Raw genomic sequence first — 21,728 nt, forward strand, 5'->3', positions numbered from 1 at the left:
AGCATAAAAACGTAAAATCGGCAAAAGCTAAGGCTAAATAGGAGGTGGCATCATGAACCGGATATATCGTATCTTTATTATGGCAGGTATCATTATGATCCCTTTATTAATCGGAACATGGGTGAATGCAGAAGAACCCGACTATGCAGCATGGGGGCGGGTTGCAATGGAAGAAGTAAAAGCCCAGTATCCGCACGAAAAAATTGTGGATTACCTGCATGTAGGCAGACAAACAGAAGGTGAAGAAACAGTTGAAACGTTCAAGCTGTGGTTAGTCGGTCAAGAGAAGGAATTTGGTGTTATTATTGATATTTATTTTAAAACAAGTACTGAAGAAATTGTCGATATCCGAATGAAGGAGACGAAAAAATAAAACAAGTTATGTCAATCAAAGAGCGTGTGTATGTGCCCACTCTCTTGCCAAAAGTCCGTACACAACTAAATCTTCATAATGATCATATAGCCATTCTCCCTGTCGGATAATCCCTTCTTTTCGAAATTGCAGTCTTTCAGGGATGGCTCTGCTTTTTTTATTATGCGTCGCAGCACGGATTTCCACACGGTTTAACCGTAACGTATAAAAAGCATAATCAATCATTACCTGGACAGCAGATGTCATAATGCCCTTTTTTTGATGCATTGGATCTAACCAGTATCCAATAGATGTACTGCCATTTTGCCAATCAATAAAATTAAAATTGATTGAGCCAATCAACTTTCTCCCCTCAAAAATGCCGACATTCAGCGATTGCCTGCGTTCGGCTCCTTGCAGGCATAAATCAATAAAAGCTAAGCAATCATTTATGTGCCTGGTTGCTTCGATCCACGGCAGCCATTCCCTTAACTTTTCTCTGGCGTTTTCTACAGTCATAAACAGCGCATTCGCATCCTCCATTTGTATCTGACGCAAGATCAAATGGTCATCCATCTTGTAGTAAAACATAAATTATCCCCCGTATTCGTACGTATTGTATGATTATCTTTCTATATCATACGTGATTTGTGCGTAGATGTTTAATTATTTGGTGAAAATGTATTACAATAGAGTATACGAGTAAAAAGAATTTTGATTCGTATTTTATCATAATGGAAGAAGAAATAGTTCATTTCTAAGTGGGAGATTAAAAACCTACGGAATGAAGTTTCACTCTGTAGTCAGGAAAATATCATTTATTAAAAACCTTATGACAACAAGTAATGTAACTTTGTTTTAGTTGATGAAAAAACATAGCCCATTAGCAAAAGAACGAGCGCATGCGTGTTTTTCTAATGATGGAAGGAAGAAGGATGGTACATGAGCGAGGAAAATATCACAAGGATTCAATTGAATGGAAAAGAATATATCTTAATCGGCACAGCCCATGTTTCGAAGAATAGTGCCGAACAAGTAAAGGAAGTTATCGACAGGGAGCAGCCTGATACGATTTGTATCGAGCTGGATGCGCAACGTTTTCAATCGGTGAAGGATAATAATAAATGGAAAAATACAGATATCTTTCAAATTATTCGTGATAAAAAAGCAGTTGTGCTGTTAATGAATTTGGCAGTTTCCTCCTTTCAAAAGCGGATGGCTAAGCAATTTGGCATTCGTCCGGGCGAAGAAATGATACAAGGAATCGAATCTGCAGAGGAAACTGGTGCTGAACTTGTTTTAGCCGATCGGGATATTCAAATTACATTTGCCCGTATTTGGGGGAATATCAGCTTTAAAGGAAAGGCTATGCTGTTAATGCAAGTATTTGGCAGTATCTTCAGCAGACAAGAAATTTCGGAACAAGAATTAGAAAATATGAAACAGCAAGATACCATTAATGCGATGCTGCAAGAGTTTACAGACCATTTTCCGGATTTAAAGAAGCCATTAATTGACGAACGCGATCAGTATTTATCACAAAAAATTAAAGATGCTCCCGGCAATAAAGTAGTAGCTATACTGGGTGCAGCTCATGTTCCGGGAATTACGAAAGAAATTGAAAAAGAACAGGATTTAGGCAGATTAACAAGGCGGCCCCCAAAAGCCAGATGGCCGAAAGTTATTGGCTGGATGATTCCAGTGTTTATCATTGCTATTATCGCATATACGTTTATTACTAACCCATCGGCAGGTTGGCAACAAACAGTAAGCTGGATACTCTGGAATGGATCATTCTCTGCGCTTGGGGCCATTGCCGCCTTCGCACATCCATTAGCCATTTTAACGGCATTTATCGCCGCACCGTTGACATCACTTAATCCACTGCTGGCAGCAGGATGGTTTGCCGGATTTGTACAAGCGTATATTAAACGGCCAAACGTCAGCGACTTCAATGCACTAGCGGATGATGCACATTCGGTGAAAGGCTTTTGGAATAATAAAGTGACACGGATATTGCTTGTTGTCGTGTTAGCAAATATCGGAAGCTCTTTGGGTACACTTATCGGCGGAGCAGATGTTATTCGTGTATTTATTCAAAACTTGGTATAGACTGGTATAGATAGGATGTTTAAAGGGTATATCTATGACGGAAAAGGTAGTTTTTCAAATAAAAAAACTATCTTTTATACCTTTTTAAAGATGAAACCTGTTTTCCATATAAAAATTGTTTTCGTTTAGGAGGAATCGACTCGTGATCATTGCGATCATTTTTTTAATCTTTGTATCACTTTTCTTCTCGGGAAGTGAAACAGCCTTAACAGCAACCAATAAAATGAAGCTGCAGGCGAAAGCGAATGATGGAGACAGCAAAGCAGAAAAGCTGCTTCAGCTTGTTTCCAAACCAAGTGAATTTATTACAGCTATTTTAATCGGGAATAACGTGGCAAATATCTTGCTGCCTACACTTGTTACCATGACGGCCATTGAGTATGGCGTAAATGTGGGTCTTGCTTCCGCTATACTGACCGTGACGATTATCGTATTTTCGGAAGTCATCCCGAAATCCGTAGCAGCCAGTTTTCCGGATCGGATCTCTGCATTGATATTTCCAGTTATCCGTGTAGTTGTGTTTATTTTAAAGCCAATTACCTTTTTATTAAATGGTTTAACAGGAATGATTACCAGGGCGCTTTCCAAAGGTGAAATGCAGGCAGAGTCCGTTTCTAAGGAAGAGTTGCGGGCGATTGTGGACATTGCTGATTCCGAAGGGGCTTTTCAAAAAGAAGAGTCCTCACGAATCCGCGGTGTATTTGACTTTTACCATTTAAATGTAAAAGATGTCCTGAAAACTCCGCGTGTGGAAATCGTCGGATTAGATCATGATGAGAGTTATGAGGAAGTGAAGGAATTGGCGCTCTCCAGTCCATTTACAAGGTATCCTGTTTTTGGAGAGGATGTCGATGATATTATCGGCATTTTTCACTCAAAATATTTAATTTCCTGGAGTGATGACAAAGAAAAAGCGCTTGTAGATTATAGTGATATGGAACCGCTCCGTGTCTATGAATTTAATAATATCGAATGGGTTTTCCATAAAATGTTGGAAGAAAAGAAACATATGGCTATTGTCTTGGATGAATATGGCGGCACAGAAGGAATTGTAACGCAGGAAGATATTATTGAAGTCATGATTGGACAGGAAATTGAAGATGAGACGGATATAGAAGAAGATGCCCTGATTGAGAAACAAACAGAGACGGAAATTATTTGTGACGGAAAAATTACCTTACACCAGCTAAACAATGCCTTTGATACGGATATTCCGGAAGAGGATGATGTTCTTGCTGCTTATATCCTGACAAATTTCACGAACTTCCCGGTAGAAGGGGATGTTTTAGAAAAGGAAAACTTAACCTTCCATATTTTAGAAATAGATGGACGATATATAAAACGGGTGCAAATTATTAAATAGACAGCCAAGTGGAATAGGAATCTCTATTTATTTTCATACCACTCAATTTGTAACATCATGTCTTATATAGAGAATCCTGTCTCTTTCGTACAAAATTCGTTATAATGTAGGGAAAAGAACGGGATAGAGAGGAGTGTGATGCTTTGAAATCTATCAGCGTACAAAACTTAGTGACAGAATTTCAATTAGAAGTACTTGCTGGAGGAGAAGAATTAGAGCGTACGATTAAAAAGGCCAAAACCCATCGTCCGGGTTTAGAGTTTATTGGCTACTTTGACTTTTTTCCGATGGAACGGGTGCAAATCTTAGGGAAAAAAGAAATTACTTTTTTGAAACAGCTGAATATTGACGAACGAAAGGAACGGATTGACCATGTCGTAAGCTATCATCCACCATGTTTTATTGTTACATCGGAACAGGATGGACTTACGTATTTAACAAAATTTTGCCAGGAAGAAAATATCCCGCTTCTTCGTACAGCGGATACGGCAGTTGATTTTATTGCCAAGGTAGATAATTATCTGACGCGCAAACTGGCATCAGAAATTGCCGTCCATGGTGTCTGCCTGAATGTATTCGGAATTGGTATTTTAATTCGTGGAGAATCAGGCGTCGGGAAAAGTGAATTAGCACATACTTTAATTGGACGAGGCCATCGGCTTGTTTCAGATGACATTGTTATTATGAAGAAATTAAGCCACCAGACCGTTCTGGGAACACATAATGATATTAACCGCGAATTTCTTGCACTTCGCAGTGTCGGTTTGTTGAATATTGTTCGGATGTACGGAAGAAAAGCATTTCAGGATGAATCGCGTATTTCCTTGGTGATTGAACTGACGAAATGGCAAAAAGATGAGCTCAATAATGATTTGGAACTGAAAACAGAGACGGAAGATTACATGGGAGTAAAGATTCCCATGATTGAAATTCAGCTGCAACCGGGGAGAGATGTCGCCGGGTTAGTGGAAGCAGCTGCAAATAATTGGTATCTGCAACAGCAGGGGTATAAAGCTTCTGCGGAATTTATGGAACGTGTACAGTGGGAAGAAGGGGATGATTGATTGCTTTTTTGTGCTGTAGGGATGCGTGAAGCGGAGATAGATAGCATTTAAGCGTTTCGTATGTATGGAAGCATTTAATAGCTGAATCAATGGAAGCATTTTATGAGAAGAATAAAGATAGAGTTGGAATGATTACCTTGCGATTTCGGTAATAGTTTCAACTTTATTTTTCTTGCAGGAAAAGGTATAATAATAACAACGTTGTTATTATTATGGAGGGATAAAAATTGGCAAAGTTTACATTGCAGACACATGAGCCGAATCAGATATTGCTATATAATCAAGAACAAGCCATTTATGCACAAATTAGAGTTTTGGAACCATCTATTATCAATGTAAAAATAAGTGATAAGGAGAAAATAGAATTTCCGACTTGGACGATTACTCCGGGAGATACGGAACTTCCTTTTGAAGGCGTTTCACGGGATAGTTTGAAACCGTTCTCTTCGCCAGAATATACCTTTTCAGAGTCAGATGAAACGATTACCATTACTACAACTGATTTAAAACTGGATATTCAAAAAGAAGGATTTTATGCAACATGGTTCCAGAAAAATGCAGCGGGTTCTTTTGAACAAGTGATGACGGATCGCAGGACACAAAGTTATCAGCATCAGATTAGCCCCAATCAGCCTATGTGTCATTATTTGGAACGGGATATAGAAGATATGTATTTTGGATTGGGTGAAAAATCCGGCGTTGCAGATAGACATGGCAAACGATTCCGTATGAATAATATTGATGCGATGGGATACAATGCGGAGACAACAGACCCGCTTTACAAGCATATTCCATTCTATATTACGTATAAACCGAGTATTCACCAGTCTATCGGCATTTTCTATGATGATTATCAAAACTCCGTGCTTGATTTCGGAAAAGAACTGGATAATTATCATGGGTATTACCGTTACTACGAAACGAACAGTGATTTCCTTGATTATTATGTCGTTGCCGGACCACAGATTAAAGATGTTACGAAGCGGTTTAGCTGGCTGACAGGGAGACCGGCCAAAATGCCGGCATGGGCCATTTCTTATTCCGGATCTACGATGCAGTATACAGACTTGCCGGATTCGCAAGAGCGATTAAACGATTTTCTGGAGCAATGTAACCATCATGATATTAACGTACGCTCCTTTCATCTTTCTTCCGGTTACACATCTATTGATGGAAAACGCTATGTATTCAACTGGAATTATGATAAATTTCCGGATCCCAAAGCATTTGGCAAGCATTTCGTTGATGAGGGAGTAGAAATTGTTGCTAATATCAAACCATCATTGATGCTGAATCATCCATTACTTGATGAGGTTTTAGCGTTTGACGGATTCATTAAAGATGAACATGGGGAACCTTTATTAATTCAGTTCTGGGATGATGAAGGATATTATTTGGACTTCACTAATCCAGACACCATCAACTGGTGGAAAAAACAAGTAAAAACTAAGCTATTAGATAATCATATTAACTGTACATGGAATGATAATAATGAATTTGAGGTTTGGGATGAAAAAGCGCAAGTACACGGATTTGGAAATGGCGGGAGCTTTCAAAAATACAGAGCTATTATGCCGTTATTAATGGTGAAAGCATCCAGAGAAGTACAGCTTGCCTATAATGAAGAGGAACATCCTTATATTATCAGCCGTTCAGGCTGCGCGGGAATCAGCAAATATGTTCAGACTTGGACGGGGGATAACCGGACAAGCTGGAACACTTTGAAATTTAACAATAAGATGGCTCTTGGACTGAGTTTGTCTGGTGTATATAATTTTGGACATGACATCGGCGGATTTTCTGGACCAAAACCGGATCCTGAGCTGTTCTTAAGATGGGTTCAGTGCGGTGTATTCTATCCTCGTTTTTCAATCCATTCATGGAATGATGATGGTTCTGTTAATGAGGCTTGGATGTATGAAGAAGTGCTGGAAGAAGTAAAAGAAGCAATGCACTTGCATGAGCGTTTAAATCCTTATATTCAACGTTTAGTAGAAAATGCACATGATCATTATGAACCGATTATTCGTCCGACATTCTATGAATTTGAAGAAGACAACAAAACGTATAAAGATACTGATGACTTTATGCTTGGCGATAAATTACTTGTCTGCCCGATTGTAGAAGAAGGACAAACACAACGGCAGATTTACTTGCCAAAAAATCCAGAAGGCTGGGTTGATTATTATACAGGGGAAGTTTACGAAGGAGGAAGCACCATTACTTTAGATGTTTCCTTTGCCAATATTCCTTTCTTTGTTAAAAAGGGAACGTCTTTACCGATGTACAATAATGCATTGACCGAAATAGAAGTACAATCTTTTTAATGCAGTAAAAAAACCATCTGCAGCTTCTTGTTGAAAGAGCTGCAGATGGTTTTTTTGTAAATGAATCCTTTATATGCCTTAAAAGAAAAGGAAAGCAGTTATTCTGCTCTCCTGTAGTCAATAATTACACTCCTGAATAAGAAGAAAATCCGCCATCAACTGGTATAACAATACCTGTGACAAAGCGACTGGCATTTGAATCAAGCAGCCATAATAACGTACCGACTAAATCTTCCGGATCACCAAAGCGGTTCATCGGTGTCTGCCCCAGTATCTTCTCTGCGCGGTCAGAATAAGAACCATCTTCATTACGCAAAAGACCTTTATTTTGTGCTGTTTCAAAGAATCCGGGAGCAATTGCGTTGACACGAACTTTTCCTTCAAAATAGGTGCTGAGCCATTGGGTGAAATTGCTAATGGCAGCTTTAGCCCCGCTGTATGCCGGAATTTTGGTTAAAGGCTGAAAAGCATTCATGGAAGAAATATTAATAATCGAATGACCTTCACCTTCCGTTAAATCCGTTCCAAATACTTGAATAGGCAAGAAGGTTCCAGTGTAATTCAAACGGAAAACACTCTCTACACCTTCTTCGCTTAAACCAAACAGGTTTTTCGATATATCCTTTTGATAATGTTCATCATCGGTTGTCGCATCGGGATGATTTCCTCCCGCCCCATTAATCAGCGCATGGACAGCACCGAATTTGTCGTTAAATTGCTGTTTTGCCTGTTGAAGGGCAGATTTATCCAAAACGTCAGCGGCAAGAACAATGGTATGTTTGCTGTCCGGATCTACTTCTGTTGCGAGTTTCTCTAATTTTTCTTTACTGCGGCCAATTAAACCAACGTGAGCACCTTCTTGAACCATGGCACGGACAAAGGTGCTTCCGATGACGCCACTTGCTCCTGTGATGACAATGTTTTGTCCTTCTAATGATAATTGCATGCTTATTCCACTCCTTCTATTAACCCATTAATATAGCTGGCACCTAAAGCACGGTCAAAGAGGCCATAGCCTGCTTTTCCGGTTTCGCCCCAGATCATTCTGCCATGATCCGGACGTATCGTTTTCTGATAGTTAATATCCTTCAACGCGCGGACAACTTCTTTCATATCAATCGATCCGAAGTCAGATGGATGTGCTGTTTCTACAAATGAATGGTTATCCAAACGCTTAATATTCCGCATATGCACAAAGTGAATATGGTCCCCAAACTCACGAATCAATGCAGGAAGGTCATTTTCTTCTAAACAGCCAAGTGACCCTGTACAAAAGCAAATGCCATTATTTTTAGCATCATTAATGGACAGCAAGCGCTGATAACTTTCTCTTCCTTTAATGATTCTTGGAATACCAAAGAGAGACCAAGGCGGATCGTCCGGATGAATGGTCAAGTCGACGTCGTGTTGAATAGCAACGGGTAGTACTTCATCTAAGAAATAACGAAGATTTTCCCAAAGGTCTTCTTCCGAAATCTGGCGGTATTTTTCAATTAAAGCGGCCATTTGTTCTTTTGTATAGCTTTCATCCCAGCCAGGTAAATTTAAATTTGTGGTTACGGGATCGATTTTTTGAATAAAATCATGATCATATAATAAGGCAGTAGAGCTATCCTCTAACTCATGCTCCAAGTCTGTTCTTGTCCAATCGAAAACGGGCATGAAATTATAGCAGACGGTTTTAATTCCTGCATCAGCAAGATTTTTCAGTGATTCTTTATAATTAGCAATATAGTAATCCCGGTCCGCATCGCCGAGCTTAATAGATTCGTGAACAGGAAGGCTCTCAATCACTGTCAGAGAGAGTCCTTCTTTTTCTACAGAAGCTTTCAAATTGTCAATCCGTTCCTTGGACCAGACTTCGCCAACAGGAACATCATAAATAGCAGAGACGATGTGCTTCATAGCAGGAATTTGTTTTATTTTATCTAACGTTACCGGGTCAGTATCTCCATACCATCTAAAAGATAATTGCATTAGTGGACCTCCTTGATATTTTCAATCTTAAATAAACGTACGGCATTGTTAAAACAGATATCTTTTAAGATGTCTTCCAGCAGTGCCGGGTCGTCTTCAATTTCTCCCTGCTCCACAAGAGAGCCAATTAGCTGACAAAGAATTCTACGGAAGTATTCATGCCGGGAGTAAGATAACAAACTTCGTGAATCGGTAAGCATCCCTGCAAACTGAGAAAGCAATCCGATATTTGCATAATCAATTAAATGCTGTGTCATTCCATCTTTCGTGTCATTGTACCACCATGCAGCACCGAGCTGTACCTTCACTTCTTTGGACGTGAAATTTCCAGCAGCAGACTGGACCATTTGATGGTCATGGGCATTATGTGGATAAATAATGGTATTGGTTAAATAACCATATTGATTTAACTGATCTAAAAATCGATTTAATGCGGCTGCATCAAGCAAATTCCCCAGACTGTCAAAACCGGCGTCTGTTCCAATTTTTTCAAACTGATTGGTATTGTTGTTACGAAGCGGTCCAAGGTGTAATTGCATGACCCAATCATATTTTTTATATGATTTTGCCAGCTGGGTTAACAAGTAGCCGGCCAATGCTTGTGTTTTTTGATTGGATAATATTTTTCCATTTTTTAAATCGGCAAACAATGCCGCTGCTTCTTCTTCGGAAATACCCGTTAAGACCACTTCCGAGAAACTTTGGTCAGCACTTTTTGCGCCGTGTTTGTTGAAATAATCTACACGATTTTCCAAGGCCTTGATGTAATCTGATAGATTATTAATTTTTCTTCCGGCAGCTTCCTCTAATTTTTGAATCGCTGTCTGGATGTTCTCCTTATTCAAGCTGATATAGAAGTCTGGGCGGAATGTTGGGCGTACTTCGACATCAAATGAAGTGTCTGCCGCTAATTGCTGATGATAATGTAAATCGTCACAAGGGTCATCCGTTGTGCAGACTACGTGTACATTACTTTTACGCAAAATACTTCTTGGTGACATATCCGGCTGCTGTAACTTGTCATTTAATTTCTGATAGAGTTCTTTCGCATCACTATGCTGTACACCTTCAAAATGGTCGAAATAGCGAGCTAATTCTAAATAACACCAATGATACATTGGATTCATGATAGCCTTAGGAAGCATCTCAATAAAAGCTTTAAATTTCTCAAACTTGTCCCCGTCTCCGGTGATAAGTTTTTCCTCAATGCCGTAAGCACGCATTAAACGCCATTTATAATGATCATGACCAAGCCATAAATCCGTAATTGTTGTAAAATTCTTGTCTTCATAGATTTCCTTAGGGCTTAAATGACAGTGAAAATCATAAATTGGCATATCCTTGATAGACTGATAAAGTTCTTTTGCTTTAGACGTTGTTAATAAAAAGTTTTCATTGATAAGTGTCATATATATTCTCCTTACTTTCATATCTTATAGGTTAAATAGATTTGGTAAGAACATCGTCAATTGCGGTATAAATGTAATTGCCAGCAACATAATAACGAGTGCGATGAAATATGGGATTAGTGTCTTGATAACACTTTCAATCCTTACATTGGCCACACTTGCACCAACAAACAATGCACTTCCTACAGGAGGTGTAATGTTACCAATACATAGGTTGAACGCAATCACAATACCGAAATGTACTGGATCCAAACCGATGGATGTGGCAATCGGAAGGAAGATTGGTGTAAAAATAAGTACTGCTGGTGTAATATCCATAAACGTACCGATAAGCAACACGATAATGTTCATTAAAAGCAATAGCAGAATCGGATTATCCGTTAATGACAGAATCCCGTTGGAAATAGCCTCCGGTAATCCTGTAAAGCTCATAACTAATGAAAATAATGCCGAAGCAGTAATTAATAACAATATCATCCCTGTAATTTCAACGGTTTCTTTGATAATGTTTGGAATATCTTTTAGTTTAAAGCTTTTATAAATCAGTGAAAGAACAAAAGCATATAATACAGCAATTGCTGCACCTTCTGTTGCTGTAAAAATACCGCCAACAATACCGCCAATTACAATAATAATTAATAATAGGCTTGGAATTGCATCGAGAATAAGAAACAGACGGTCTTTCCAGCTGATTTTTTCTGAGACTGGATAGTTGTTCTTCTTCGCTAACACATATGCTACAATCATCCCGGTAAATCCCCACAAGATACCTGGAATATACCCCGCCATAAAAAGCGCTGCGATGGAAGTACCGCCACTGACAAGGGAATAAACAATCAGCATGGAACTGGGCGGAATTAATAGACCAGCTGGTGCTGAAGCAATATTAGCTGCAGCAGAATATTCTCTTCCATATCCCTGCTTATCCTGAAGTGGTCCCATAATGCGTCCCATAGCTGCAGCGGCAGCAACACTGGAACCCGAAATCGACCCAAACAGCATATTACCGACAATATTGGTATGTGCTAAAGATCCAGGCATTCGTCCAACTAATACTTTGGCAAAATTAACTAGTCGAAAGGCAATGCCACCATTATTCATTAAAATTCCTGCAAGAACAAATAGAGGAATAGCAAGCATCGTAAAGTTATCAATTCCTGTAACCATTCGTTGTGCAGCAGTTATGATCGTGACATCAAATGGCAGAATCAAAAGCAAAGTCAGTATGGAACTTAATATAATGGATATAGCAATGGGTATACTTAGCAGCAACATGATAAAAAAGGAAATAAATAATACAAGTCCTGCGATAAGCGTCATTGTGGTTCACTCCCTTCCTCCGATGATACGTTACTTCCGTAGATAAGGTTATAAATGGCGTAAAATATAACAAATAATCCAGAGACAGGTAATGCTCCATACATCCATGCCATCGATACGCCTGTAGAAGGGGCTGCTTGAGTCAAGGTCAAGTTGACAACTTGGATACCGCCCCAGATCATAAGAATGATAGCAAGGATGAATAAGATTATATTGGATAGCCTGAGCAGCCAAACTTGTCCTTTCACAGGCAGCTTATCGCGAATAAAGACAATTGAAATGTGCTTCTGCTGTCCAAAAACATAGGCAGCACTTGTCAGAGAAAACCAGATTAAAAGCATACGTATAACTTCTTCGCTCGTTGTACTTGGTGTATTCAGAATGTACCGAGCGAGCACTTGCCAAACAGATAGAACAGACATAATGGCAATTAAAACGCCAGTAAGTGCGAGAAGAATTTTATCGATATATTTTTTTGCATTATTCATTGTTATTCTCCCCCATTATTAAGTCATACTGTTCTTTGGTAGCTTCGTTTTGCTGGAAGGTTTCCTGTAATGGTTCAACCGCTTCCATAAAGCTGCTTTTATCGACTTCATGGAAAGTAACGCCCATTTCTTCCTCAGCAACTTCACGTGCTTCTTCCATGCTTTCATCCCAACGTGGTTCATGAAGCTCTGTAGATTCAGCTGCTGCCTCTTGAACCCACTCTTGCTGTTGCTCGGATAGATCATTAAAGGCATCCACGTTCATAATCAGAATATCAGGAACCATTGCATGTTCCGTGTAGAAGTAATGCTTGGCAACTTCACCATGATTATTATCGGTCAGGGCAGACTCATTATTTTCTGCTGCATCCAGCATGCCGGATTGTAAAGCAGTGTATACTTCACCAAATCCCATTGGCGTAGGTGTGCCTCCAAGCGCTTCAATCATTTGTACACTTGTTTGACTAGGCTGCACCCGAGTTCTTAAGCCCCGCATATCATCATTTGTTTCTAAAATGCGGTCATTTGTGTACATATTTCGGACACCAGCATCATAGTAAGTGATACCAATAAACCCGTTGTCTGCTGTTTTGTTATAAAAAGCATCTTGAATTTCCGGCATTTTCATCGTTTCTCGATATTGTTCCTGTGAATCAAACAGATAGGGCATACTGAAAAGAGAATAGGATTCAGAAAATCCTTCCAGTGCACTTGCAGATACTTTCGTAAACTGGATGGCATTGGTCTGTGTCATTTCGATAGCTTCTCTTTCACTGCCAAGTTGTTCATTTGCGTATATTTGAAGTTTCATACTTCCGTTTGATTTTTCTTCCAGTATTCTTTGAAAATCAACCAACGATTCATGAATAGGGTGGTCTGTAGGCATGTTATGAGCAAGGGTGAATTCTTCTGTCTCAGACGACTCGGATGATTGCGCACAACCCGCCAACAATGTTAAAACGCTTACAACTCCTAATAAAAAAATACGCATGTTTCTCCTCCTTTATATAATAACAACGTTGTTATTTTTGTGTAAAAAAATTTATCTATCTATTGATTATGATATAATGATATTACATAAAAATCAATAGATAATTTATAAGGAGCATCGAAATGGCTGTCACGTTAAAGGATATTGCGGTGGAATGTGGGGTGAGTTATTCTACGGTGAGTAAGGCGTTGAAGGACTCTCCGCTTGTCACAGAAGCCACAAAGAGAAGAATTAAAGAAAAAGCAGAAAAAATGAATTATATTCCTAATAATTCTGCCAGATCACTTGTGTCAAAGAAAAGCCACACCATTGGTTTGATTTGGCCAGCCGTGGACAGAGTTGCAATAACAACGTTGGCAACACATCTGAATGAAGCGTTAAAGCAGGCTGGGTATTTTATGGCGGTGTCTATTGATAACCCGGTTACAGCGGCAAATAAATTTTTAGAATTGCGTTTTGATGGTGTGATTGTCTTTGATGAAGGGGAAAGTACCACGCTGCCTGAAAAAATAACAAATAATATTCCTGTTATTGCTTACGGGGTAGCTCGTAAATTACCTTACCCCATTATCAACGTTCATCATAATTGGGCAATGAAGCAGGCAATTGACTTACTCATCGAAAAGGGACATCAAAGCATTGATTATATCGGCGAGCTTTATACGGAAGACCCCCGGCAGATTGTGAAGCAAGAAACGATTGAAAATTACTGTAAGGAGAAACAGATTCATTACCGGCTGATTGATTCAGGTGGTTTGACTGAAACGGCTGCCAAGCAAGCGGTCAAAGGTTTCCTGAAAACAGAAACATTGCAAGATGGTATTATCTGTGGAAGCTATGATATTGCAATGGGGGTTTTACATCATACGGATGAATTGGAAACGCAAAAGACCATTGTCGCTTATGATAATATCAAACAATTCAAATCTATTGAAACACCAATATATTCTGTCGGCGTCCCCGCTGAGGAAATTGCCTCCAATCTGGTGAAACACCTGATCAGAAATATTGAAACAGAAAGCAAGAATACATCCGAAGTGATCGATCTTTATCCATCCTTGCAATTTCATGATAAGAAGTAAAAAATAAGCTTTCCCGCTGGTATACATGGGAAAGCTTATTTAGATAATAGGGGGACATATTCCTGTCTGGTGCACAACTGAACGATCACATCCGCTTCAACCCTTTACGAACTGGCGGCAGTTCCAGTTTCCCTTTCTCAAACAGTTTTTTGATGGTCTGCTTCGAATAATTTGTTATCTGATCATAAGAAAGTTTTCCTGGAATCGGCGGCTCTTCCTCTATACATACGTCCACAATTGTCGGCTGATTAAAAGAGACAGCTGCTTCCAGAGACGGCTTGAGGTCTTCAAATTTTTCTACGCGATAGCCTTTCCCGCCACAAACTTCGGCAAATTGAGCAAAATTAAAGTTCTCTAAATCTGTGTTATAATCCAAGTGTCCCGCGGATTCTTGCTCGTATTTAATCATGCCGATTTGTTCATTATTAAAAATAACCACTATCATAGGCAGATTATACTTTACAGCAGTTAAAAAATCCTGCATATTCATGGAAAATCCACCGTCACCAGCAAGGCTGATTACCTGCCTGTTGGGATAAGCAATCTTACTGGCGATAGCTCCGGGTAGACTGTAGCCCATCGTTCCGAGCCAGCTGGAAATAAGGAAATCCTGCGTTGTTTTCATACGAAAATGCCGTGTTGCCCAGACGGTGACATTACCGACATCCACAGAAAGAATAGCATCATCAGCTGCAATATCTTGTACAGCATGGATAATCTGCTGCGGCTTAATTGGCGTGGAAGTCTGTTCTTCATCCGCTCTCATTTCTTCCCACCAGCTGCTCATTTTCTCCTGATATTTTTCTAAGAAATCACGTTTTTCTGCGCGGGGAAGCTGCTCGTTCAACCAAGTGAGCGTTTTTTTCGCATCTCCGGCAACCCCAATATCAACAGGGTATCTTTTGCCAATTTGCAACGGTTCCCTGTCAATCTGGATACAGGTGGTATCTTCCGGTAAGAATTCCGAGTATGGATAGGACGTACCGAGTAAAACCAATAAGTCAGCCTCATCCATTGCTTCATAGGCCGGTTTTGTACCAATCATGCCAAGGTTGCCGAGAAAGTTCGGGTGTTCATCTGCCATGACCCCTTTAGCAGGCAGGGAAATAACCACAGGAGCGGCAATCGTATCAGAAAATGCTGCCAGCTCTTCCTTTGCCTTTTTCGCGCCGGTTCCTGCTAAAATAATCGGCTTTTTCGCATTCTTTATTGCATCAGCCGCTTCCTCTAGCGCACCGGTTTCCGGCATAAGGGAAGGGGTCTCATACATAACCGCATTTTTCTGCACCTTATTTTTTATTTTTTCTGTCGGAATATCATCCGGCAAGGTCAGCACAGCAACTCCTTTTTCCGCATAAGCTGTACGAATCGCCTGGTTAACCATAGAAGGCAGCTGTTCTTCGGAGGCAACTTCTTTATTATAAACGGCTACATCATCAAAAAGACGTTCCATATTCACTTCTTGAAAGCTGTCTGTACCAATCTGGTCAGTCGGAACTTGCCCAGCCAGCACAAGGACGGGAGCACCATCTTCCTTCGCATCATATAAGCCGTTTAGTAAATGAATTGCACCCGGTCCGGCAATCGATAGACAAACACCGAGCTGGCCGGTTAACTTTGCATAAGAGGAAGCAGCAAGTGCACCGGCTTCTTCATGACGCACTTGCACAAAATTGATATTGTCCGCTGCTTTCCGCAATTCTTCCATAATATTATTAATGGAATCACCGGGCATTCCATAAATGTGGTTCACACCCCATTTTTCCAGTAAATCGACAAGTACTTTTCCTGCACGATCATCAAACATAAACATGTCTCCTTTTCGTGAGAATTTTATTTTTTATTCATAGCATAGAGCAACTGTAAAAACGTTTGCCAAGGTTCTATTTACACCTTGTTTTTCTATTCCACAATACCGCGTGCATGAAACTAGAAAGGATAGGAAAAAATGGAAGTGAAAACAATTCGGAAAAATATCGAAAACCTAGCTTTTCATCTCATTATCTTTTAGAATAAGGGGTACAATTATGATTACTCCATCAGAGCATGTGAGGAGGGCCAAAAATGACGAAGAGACCTGTTGTTTTTTTTGATTTAGACGGAACATTATTAACCAGTGAGAATAAAGTAGCTGAAAGCAGCATAAAAGCAATTGAAAAACTAATTGAAAATGACGGGATACCAGTACTTGCAACAGGCAGACCCGCATTTGAAACAAAGAAAATACGAGCAGAAACGGGTATTGGCTCCGCTGTATTAATGAATGGACAATTCATCGTACATGAAGGGGATGTCATCTACCGCAATCGAATCAATCCAGTTCAATTAAAAAAACTGGGAGATTATGCGGCAGAAAGAAATGTTACGCTCTGCTTTCACACAGCCGAGCAGATTTATACGACAAATGATCAATCTGAGTTATTAAAAAAAGACTGTGCGCATTGCGGTAGAAAGATGCCTATTGTCGATGATGACGTTTATATGAATAAGCCGGTTTACCAAGTCGAAATATTTATCGAAGAGGGAGAAAAAGAGTATGAGGAGAAGTTTCCAGAACTTCACATTGTGCGCAATTCTCCCTATAACTGTGATGTCTTTTCAAAAGGCGTCTCCAAAGCCACAGGCATCAAGAAATTCTTGGAGCTTACCGGGTTATCCAAAGAGAACACCTATGCTTTCGGTGATGGATTAAACGACTTGGAAATGTTTGAATTTGTGAAAACATCGGTAGCGATGGGAAACTCTGTAGAAGAGCTTAAAGAAGCAGCGACGCATGTTACGAAGTCAGCAGATGATGGTGGAGTTGCTGAAGGATTGGAACTGTGCGGCTTAATTGACCAGCCGGAGAATGAGAAAGCTGAATAAGAATATAAAGAGAAAACCGAGATTTCTGTGTTGTGCATGCAGGAAACCTCGGTTTTTGTGTATAGAGATAATGTTATTTAAAAAATGAAGATAACTATAGACAAAGAAACATGGTAAAATAAAGCAAGAATAGGAATTGAATCGAAAAAATGAATGATGAAGGAAGATAACAATGAATATAACGCTTATCACCGTCGGAAAGTTAAAAGAAAAATATTTGAAGCAAGGTATTGATGAATATAAAAAGCGCTTAGGTGCTTATGCGAAAGTGAATATTGTCGAAGTAGCAGATGAAAAAGCTCCGGAAAATATGAGTGAAGCGGAAATGGAAGAAGTGAAGCGTAAGGAAGGCGAGCGTATTCTTGCGCAAGTGAATCCGGACGCTTTTGTGATTACGCTGGAGATTGAAGGAAAGATGCTTCGCTCGGAGCAGCTGGCGAAAAAGCTGGATGAGCTGGCGACTTATGGAAAGAGCAAGATTATGTTTGTGATTGGCGGTTCGCTTGGGATTAGTGCGGATGTACAGAAACGGAGTGATTTGGCGCTGTCGTTTTCTAAGATGACGTTTCCTCATCAGTTGATGCGGCTGGTGTTGTTGGAGCAGGTTTATCGGAGTTTTCGGATTATGAGGGGGGAGCCTTATCACAAGTAAATGAAAAAACAAGGGGAAGGTCATTATAGTATGTTGATGGTAGAATTTAGATCTTTAATAAGAATAATCATAAAACCCATCCATTTAATATATAAGGATAATATTTGGATTAAAAAACAATGGAGGAGTTTATGGATAGAAAACAATTAAATGCTATTATAAACTTTATTTTTTTCTGCTGATTCCTTTGATAGGATTTTCAATGAAATTTTATACGATAGCCTCTGTTGCCCATTAATACGGGACTATATACTCTTAATGAATTAACGAAGTCGTCTTATAATTAAGGCTCATCACCAAAATCTATGGTTGACGATTAAATAATATCCTGCATGTAAGCCCAATTACATTCAACTAAAATACGGTTCTCATATACATCCCGGTTACGTGTGAAAAAATGCCGGCGCTGTATCGCTTTTATCTTATTGTGACGTCCTTCCACCACAGCGTTCGTAAAGCGCATCCGGTGATAATTAATCACTTCTGTTTCCCAGTTTTTAATCGTTTGGAGACAGGATTCAACTGCTTTATGCTGGATACGATGTCCTTGTCGATACCATTGTTCCAGCATTTGTTTCGCTTGTTGTGCGTTTAAACTCAAATCATACCAGTCAATAAAAGCTTCTTTCCATTCATAGATGGCTTTTAATTGGTTATCATAGTTTAAAAGGGTTTGAACCGTTGTCTGGTCTTCTTTGGACAGAGCATCGTAGCGTGTTTCCAGCAGCTGATGATGACGTTTCAGTTGTTTCCTTGCCTGTGTAGAAAGTTTTTGCTGCACCTCTTTTCGCACGGCATGCATTGCATCGGTCACATAACGATTGACATGAAATCGATCGGCAATCCGAATCGCTTGCGGGAAGGTTTCTTTGACAAATTTATGATACGTATAGCTTAAATCCATCACTACAGCGACAGGGTTTAATAGATGCATATAGGAAGATGTTTGTTGAAACGCTTGTAAGTCTTCCTGTTTCCGCCCAGAAATGATATCCAGCATGTTGCCGCCTTTTAAATCATGAATGCCTGTATTGTAGCTGTGTCCTTTCCGCACGGCAAAATCATCGATGCCAAGCACCAATTGATGACGCTGGACCGCATCTTGAATGCAGGTCATTTGGGTATGCTTCCTTTCTGCTTGAAGTCCATTTTTAAAATACCTTTCCGCTGTGGAATAAGGGACGGATTGAGAAGCAGACATGGATTGTACCGTTACGCCTTGTCCTTGTTTCATCAACTGATGCTGAAAAGCTTTTGTATATCGCTTTTTCGGCGGAACAAAGGCATATTGCCAAACGAAATGGGCCTTACATTCCTGACATTCCATATTCACTGCTGGAATACAAAGCAGTGTTCGCCAGTTTGCCAATGGCAAATGGCGGACATGACGGTGGTATAATACACCATCCCGATGAACGTCATGGCTGCCGCAATAAGGACACGGTTGAACGTACTGTATCGGCTCAACAGATAGATAAACAACACCTGTTTTGTCATCAAATAATATATTTTTTACGTTTATTTCTGGAAGTTGAATCAATTTATTGATATAGTGAAATTGCACCGGTAACACCTCGCTATTTTGGTTGTTGGTACTTTCACTATAGCAGGGTTACGGGTGTTTTTTCATGTATTTGGATCTATTACCATATTTAACCTAATGTGTCACCCATAGATTTTGGTGTAGACCCATAATTAAAATGGCATATTTTGTGAAGCATGGCCATATACTAGCCTTTCAAAAATACTTTTAAAGTGGGGAATCAGATGAATTTAGCCAACCAAGCAACTGGTAATGTTTTAAAGATATTTTTAGTTATTGGAATGATATTAGGTGGTATTGTTGTACTGACAAACTTTTTTTACGCATATTTTTATGAAGTGTATCTATTAATCTTCTGGGTGGATCAGGCGGTGAGTATTTCCAATAGTGTTATTTGGTTTATAACTTGTATTATTTATTTAATTTGGATTTATAAGGTGCATACAGATTTGCGAATATTAAATCCGGATTATCCAATTACTCCATTAGGATCCATAGCAAGAATCATCATTCCCTTCTATAATCTATATGGTTTATGGAATATTTTCTCGACGATGTCCAGATACTTTAAAGAACATAACAAAACCTTTAACATAGGTAACAGATTAGAATTAATTATTCCTTTTTACTACATATTATTCCTCGGTACAGAAATTTTAAATCGAAGTATTGTAGCTAGTGAAGTTCCTAACATTCACATTTTTGTTATATCTTTTATTCTTGATTTAATTTTAATTGTTATATTTTTCTTAATGGTGAAGAATATCTTGAAGGCTTTGCCGATTATTCAATCGGAGCTTACAGAGGTAAATCAGAATAACCAGTCTATAAATTCCTGATTTTTTTCAACTAGCCAAAAGGAGCATACCACTATTACAAGCACATTCCCTTCCAAGCACCCGCAGCCTCCTATAAAAACAGGACAAAGGAGCCCCGCTCCCTTGTCCTGTAAGTTGTTCCTACCAATACTTATTTCGTATAATTATCAAAATACCCTTGAATAAAAACAATCGGCGTCCCTTTATCTCCACTGCCTGAAGTTAAATCAGACAGCGACCCGATAAGGTCCGTCAGTCTCCGAGGAGTAGTTCCCTGAGCTTCCATTGCTCCAACCAAGTCATCCTGTTTCTCATTAATGTGTTTAGAGATAGCCTCTTTCAGTTCTTCCCCTTTTAAGTCAGCAAACTGGTTATCAGCCAAGTACTTTAATTTCATTTCATTTGGTGTTCCATCTAATCCAGTTGTGTAAGCAGGGGAAACAACCGGATCTGCCAGTTCCCATATCTTTCCGACGGGATCCTTGAATGCGCCATCCCCATAAATCATGACCTCAACCGTTTTACCTGTCTTTTCTTTCAGGATTTCTTGAATGGTATCAACGACAGGCTGGCAGTTATGCGGGAATAACTTTACACTATCCTCTGTTGCTTTATTTGAGCCCAGTAAGCCGTAAGCCTCGTTAAAGCCGCTTCCGTCAATGGATTCAGAAAGAATATTATCAAGACTATAAATTTTTTCGCCGCCATGTGCCTTTAAAATTCGCTTCGTTCTTTCCCGTGAATGAATATCACAGCAAAGTACGCTCTTTGTGTATTCCAAAATTGTCTTTGAATTATTTGAAAAGATGACTTCGCATTCTACACCATATTCTTCAACCAGGGATTTGTAATAATCGATATAATCTACGCCTGTGAAGGTATGTTTATTATAGCCAAAATGCGCTCGAAATTGCTTTTCGGTTAGAACATCTGTCCAAGGATTTATCCCTTTTTCATCCAATGTATCTAACTCCACTAAATGGTTGCCTACTTCATCGGAAGGATAGCTTAGCATTAACACAATTTTCTTGGCGCCTTTTGCGATTCCGCTGAGGCAAGTAGAAAATCGGTTACGGCTAAGGATTGGGAAAATTACCCCGATGGTATCCTCTCCAAATTTAGTTTGCACATCGTTAGCAATATGGTCAATCGTAGCGTAGTTGCCTTGTGCACGTGCCACTACGGACTCCGTAACGGTGACAACATCTTTATTCTGAATAGTAAAGCCTTCAACCTCTGCTGCTTTTAATACACTATCCGCAACAATCTCTTCAATGTTATCTCCTGTATTGATGATGGGACAGCGCAGTCCTCTGGCGATAGTTCCTACAACTCTTTCCACAATCATTCGCTCCTTCTTTGTAA

19 protein-coding genes are annotated in these 21,728 nt (G+C 39.5%); 9 read left to right on the forward strand and 10 right to left on the reverse strand.

Annotated elements, in window-relative coordinates; genetic code table 11:
• The first annotated feature begins 52 nt into the window (after nucleotides 1–52).
• Nucleotides 53–373, forward strand: a complete 321-nt coding sequence (locus tag B7E05_RS01210; RefSeq protein WP_080871928.1) for a DUF3889 domain-containing protein — start codon at nucleotides 53–55, stop codon at nucleotides 371–373.
• A 15-nt stretch (nucleotides 374–388) separates the two neighbouring features.
• On the opposite strand, the gene B7E05_RS01215 is transcribed toward B7E05_RS01210, so the two are convergent.
• Complete coding sequence (locus tag B7E05_RS01215) at nucleotides 389–943, reverse strand: GNAT family N-acetyltransferase (RefSeq protein ID WP_080871929.1); 555 nt, start codon at nucleotides 941–943, stop codon at nucleotides 389–391.
• Between the two features lie 351 nt (nucleotides 944–1,294).
• Here B7E05_RS01215 and B7E05_RS01220 point away from each other — a divergent pair, with 351 nt between their 5' ends.
• The 4 genes from B7E05_RS01220 (at nucleotide 1,295) to B7E05_RS01235 (ending at nucleotide 7,218) form a co-directional block, all read left to right on the forward strand.
• Nucleotides 1,295–2,464, forward strand: coding sequence for a TraB/GumN family protein (locus B7E05_RS01220; RefSeq protein ID WP_080871930.1), 1,170 nt, complete (start codon nucleotides 1,295–1,297; stop codon nucleotides 2,462–2,464).
• Nucleotides 2,465–2,606: 142 nt separating this feature from the next.
• Entirely contained in the window at nucleotides 2,607–3,827 is a 1,221-nt protein-coding gene (locus B7E05_RS01225; RefSeq protein ID WP_080871931.1) for a hemolysin family protein, read from the forward strand.
• A gap of 143 nt (nucleotides 3,828–3,970) precedes the next feature.
• A complete protein-coding gene (gene hprK, locus B7E05_RS01230) occupies nucleotides 3,971–4,891 on the forward strand; it encodes an HPr(Ser) kinase/phosphatase (RefSeq protein WP_080871932.1) in 921 nt (306 codons plus the stop codon).
• Between the two features lie 227 nt (nucleotides 4,892–5,118).
• A complete protein-coding gene (locus tag B7E05_RS01235) occupies nucleotides 5,119–7,218 on the forward strand; it encodes a TIM-barrel domain-containing protein (RefSeq protein ID WP_080871933.1) in 2,100 nt (699 codons plus the stop codon).
• 124 nt (nucleotides 7,219–7,342) lie between these two features.
• Here B7E05_RS01235 and B7E05_RS01240 read toward each other — a convergent pair whose 3' ends face one another.
• Genes B7E05_RS01240 through B7E05_RS01265 form a run of 6 tightly spaced genes read right to left on the reverse strand, consistent with a single transcriptional unit; the run spans nucleotide 7,343 to nucleotide 13,403 of the window.
• Nucleotides 7,343–8,164, reverse strand: a complete 822-nt coding sequence (locus B7E05_RS01240) for an SDR family oxidoreductase (protein ID WP_080871934.1) — start codon at nucleotides 8,162–8,164, stop codon at nucleotides 7,343–7,345.
• 2 nt (nucleotides 8,165–8,166) lie between these two features.
• On the reverse strand, nucleotides 8,167–9,195 hold the full coding sequence (locus tag B7E05_RS01245; protein ID WP_080871935.1) for a mannonate dehydratase: 1,029 nt from the start codon (nucleotides 9,193–9,195) through the stop codon (nucleotides 8,167–8,169).
• Entirely contained in the window at nucleotides 9,195–10,604 is a 1,410-nt protein-coding gene (gene uxaC / locus B7E05_RS01250; RefSeq protein WP_080871936.1) for a glucuronate isomerase, read from the reverse strand. The genes B7E05_RS01245 and uxaC overlap by 1 nt, the downstream gene beginning before the upstream one ends.
• A 24-nt stretch (nucleotides 10,605–10,628) precedes the next feature.
• Nucleotides 10,629–11,924 (reverse strand): TRAP transporter large permease, encoded by a 1,296-nt coding sequence (locus tag B7E05_RS01255; RefSeq protein ID WP_080871937.1) that lies wholly within the window; start codon nucleotides 11,922–11,924, stop codon nucleotides 10,629–10,631.
• On the reverse strand, nucleotides 11,921–12,412 hold the full coding sequence (locus B7E05_RS01260; protein WP_080871938.1) for a TRAP transporter small permease: 492 nt from the start codon (nucleotides 12,410–12,412) through the stop codon (nucleotides 11,921–11,923). Before B7E05_RS01260 ends, B7E05_RS01255 begins: the two co-directional genes overlap by 4 nt.
• Entirely contained in the window at nucleotides 12,405–13,403 is a 999-nt protein-coding gene (locus tag B7E05_RS01265) for a TRAP transporter substrate-binding protein (RefSeq protein WP_080871939.1), read from the reverse strand. Before B7E05_RS01265 ends, B7E05_RS01260 begins: the two co-directional genes overlap by 8 nt.
• A 122-nt stretch (nucleotides 13,404–13,525) precedes the next feature.
• Between B7E05_RS01265 and B7E05_RS01270 the strand changes: the two genes are divergently transcribed.
• Nucleotides 13,526–14,485: a LacI family DNA-binding transcriptional regulator gene (locus B7E05_RS01270; protein WP_080871940.1), complete on the forward strand. Its 960-nt coding sequence runs from the start codon at nucleotides 13,526–13,528 to the stop codon at nucleotides 14,483–14,485.
• Nucleotides 14,486–14,570: 85 nt separating this feature from the next.
• Here B7E05_RS01270 and B7E05_RS01275 read toward each other — a convergent pair whose 3' ends face one another.
• Nucleotides 14,571–16,292 carry a pyruvate oxidase gene (locus B7E05_RS01275; RefSeq protein ID WP_080871941.1) on the reverse strand — a complete coding sequence of 574 codons (1,722 nt, stop codon included), beginning with the start codon at nucleotides 16,290–16,292 and terminating at the stop codon, nucleotides 14,571–14,573.
• A 257-nt stretch (nucleotides 16,293–16,549) separates the two neighbouring features.
• Here B7E05_RS01275 and B7E05_RS01280 point away from each other — a divergent pair, with 257 nt between their 5' ends.
• Nucleotides 16,550–17,350 carry a Cof-type HAD-IIB family hydrolase gene (locus tag B7E05_RS01280; protein ID WP_080871942.1) on the forward strand — a complete coding sequence of 267 codons (801 nt, stop codon included), beginning with the start codon at nucleotides 16,550–16,552 and terminating at the stop codon, nucleotides 17,348–17,350.
• 172 nt (nucleotides 17,351–17,522) lie between these two features.
• Nucleotides 17,523–18,002, forward strand: a complete 480-nt coding sequence (rlmH, locus tag B7E05_RS01285; protein WP_080871943.1) for a 23S rRNA (pseudouridine(1915)-N(3))-methyltransferase RlmH — start codon at nucleotides 17,523–17,525, stop codon at nucleotides 18,000–18,002.
• A gap of 316 nt (nucleotides 18,003–18,318) precedes the next feature.
• On the opposite strand, the gene B7E05_RS01290 is transcribed toward rlmH, so the two are convergent.
• Nucleotides 18,319–19,566, reverse strand: coding sequence for an ISL3 family transposase (locus B7E05_RS01290; protein ID WP_080871944.1), 1,248 nt, complete (start codon nucleotides 19,564–19,566; stop codon nucleotides 18,319–18,321).
• 203 nt (nucleotides 19,567–19,769) lie between these two features.
• On the opposite strand from B7E05_RS01290, the gene B7E05_RS01295 reads away from it, so the two are divergent.
• Nucleotides 19,770–20,384, forward strand: coding sequence for a hypothetical protein (locus tag B7E05_RS01295; protein ID WP_080871945.1), 615 nt, complete (start codon nucleotides 19,770–19,772; stop codon nucleotides 20,382–20,384).
• A gap of 130 nt (nucleotides 20,385–20,514) precedes the next feature.
• On the opposite strand, the gene B7E05_RS01300 is transcribed toward B7E05_RS01295, so the two are convergent.
• Nucleotides 20,515–21,705 carry a coenzyme F420-0:L-glutamate ligase gene (locus tag B7E05_RS01300; RefSeq protein ID WP_080876175.1) on the reverse strand — a complete coding sequence of 397 codons (1,191 nt, stop codon included), beginning with the start codon at nucleotides 21,703–21,705 and terminating at the stop codon, nucleotides 20,515–20,517.
• Between the last annotated feature and the right edge of the window lie 23 nt (nucleotides 21,706–21,728).

Source organism: Oceanobacillus timonensis, from assembly GCF_900166635.1.
GTDB classification, from domain to species: domain Bacteria; phylum Bacillota; class Bacilli; order Bacillales; family Amphibacillaceae; genus Oceanobacillus; species Oceanobacillus timonensis.